The sequence below is a fragment of the Ahrensia sp. R2A130 genome (genome assembly GCF_000179775.1).
Lineage (GTDB): Bacteria > Pseudomonadota > Alphaproteobacteria > Rhizobiales > Rhizobiaceae > Pseudahrensia.
The window spans coordinates 1-1,738 of the sequence record NZ_AEEB01000050.1; the positions used below are offsets into that span (position 1 = coordinate 1).

Annotated in this window: 1 protein-coding gene; it reads left to right on the forward strand. The window is 60.2% G+C overall.

Features of this window, described 5'->3' with window-relative positions:
* Nucleotides 1-1,738: Ig-like domain-containing protein (locus R2A130_RS17135; protein ID WP_009465471.1), on the forward strand; the 1,738-nt coding region annotated here is incomplete at both ends.

Here is a 1,738-nt window from a genome sequence, read left to right on the forward strand (position 1 = left end):
AGCCCGGTCTCTGGCGCTGTGATCCTGAATGACATTGACGGCGATGTTCTGACGGCGACGCTCGGCGCTGCACCAACGAACGGTACAGTGATCGTCAACACGGACGGGACGTATACCTACACGCCTGCTGCTGACTTCAACGGCACGGACACGTTCACGGTGTCTGTCGATGACGGCAATGGCGGGACTGACACCGCAACCGTCACCATTACCATCCTGCCTGTCGATGATGCGGTTGTGGCCAATGATGATTCCATCTCTGCCGATGAGGATACGGGTTCGGTCACGGGTGATGCGACTGCCAATGATGTTGATGTGGAAGGCGATGCGTTTGATGTGACGCGCTACTGGGTGGGTGATGCGGTCACCGGCACGGAGTTCGCGATCAACACATCGGCGCTGATCCCCGGCGCAGGCTCATTCACGATTGCCCCGTCCGGCGCGTTCATCTTTACGCCGGTGGCGAACTACAACTCCACCGACGGGGTGCCGCTGCCGATCTTCACCTATGAGGTGGAGGACGCCAACGGTAACGTCGACACGGCCGTACTGACCATCACGATCAATCCGGTCAATGATGCGCCTGTGACCACGGCTGACAGCTTTACCGGTCTGGAAGATGGTCCCGATGTGACGGGCAATGTGCTGGTCAATGACAGCGATATCGACGGTCCGGCACTGGCGGTCACCGGCGTTCGTGTGGCCGGTGTTACCGCCGGTACCATCTCTCCGGGCACCCCGATCTTCATTCCAGGCTCCGGCACGCTGCGGATTGATGCCAATGGTGAGCTGAACTTCGATCCGGTGGCGGGATACTTCGGTACCGTGCCGACGATCACCTATGACATGAGCGATGGAGAGTTCACGCGCACCACCACGGTGACGATCACGATCGACCCGACGAATGATCCGGTCGATGCCACCGATGATACGGCGGTCACGGACCAGGGCGTCACGCTGACGGTGCCTGCAGCCACGGGTCTGCTGTCCAATGACAGCGATCCTGATGGCGATGCGTTTGCGATCACGGCGATCTCGTTCATGGATGGCCCGACACAGGTGACGGCTGCGGTCTCTGCTGGTTCCGACGGCACGTTGACCATCACGGCGGGTGCCTTCGTTTACGGTACGGTGACGATTGCTGAAGACGGCTCCTACAGCTTCGTGCCGGATGCGGCCTATTCCACACTGATCAATGGTCCGATGCCTGCGATCACCTATGAGGTGACAGACGCCATCGGTGCGACGTCGACGGCGGAACTGTCGATTGAAGTGACACGGACCAACACGGCACCCAATGCGGTCGATGATGTGACCAGCGTTGCCGAAGACGGCAATGTGACGGGTAACGTGATCACAGATGCTCCCGGTACCGATACGGATGCGGAAGGTGACGCCTTCACCCTGACCGGCTTTACCATTGGTGGCTCGGCCACGGTGAACCTGCCGATTGGCGCAGGCGGCGGTCCTGTCATTATCCCCGGTGTTGGTCTGTTCCTGCTCACCAGCGATGGCGACTACGACTTCACGCCCGATAGTGATTATGACGGCGTTGTGCCCACCATCACCTATACGGTGGAAGACGTCTTCGGCGCATCGTCCACGGCCACGCTGACGGTGACGATCATTGCTGCCAATGATGCGCCTGAAGCGACCGACGAGACGGTCACACTGAACGAGGACGGCAACACGCCGCTGAACCTGACGCTGCCGACAGATGTGGACCACGCATCGACGG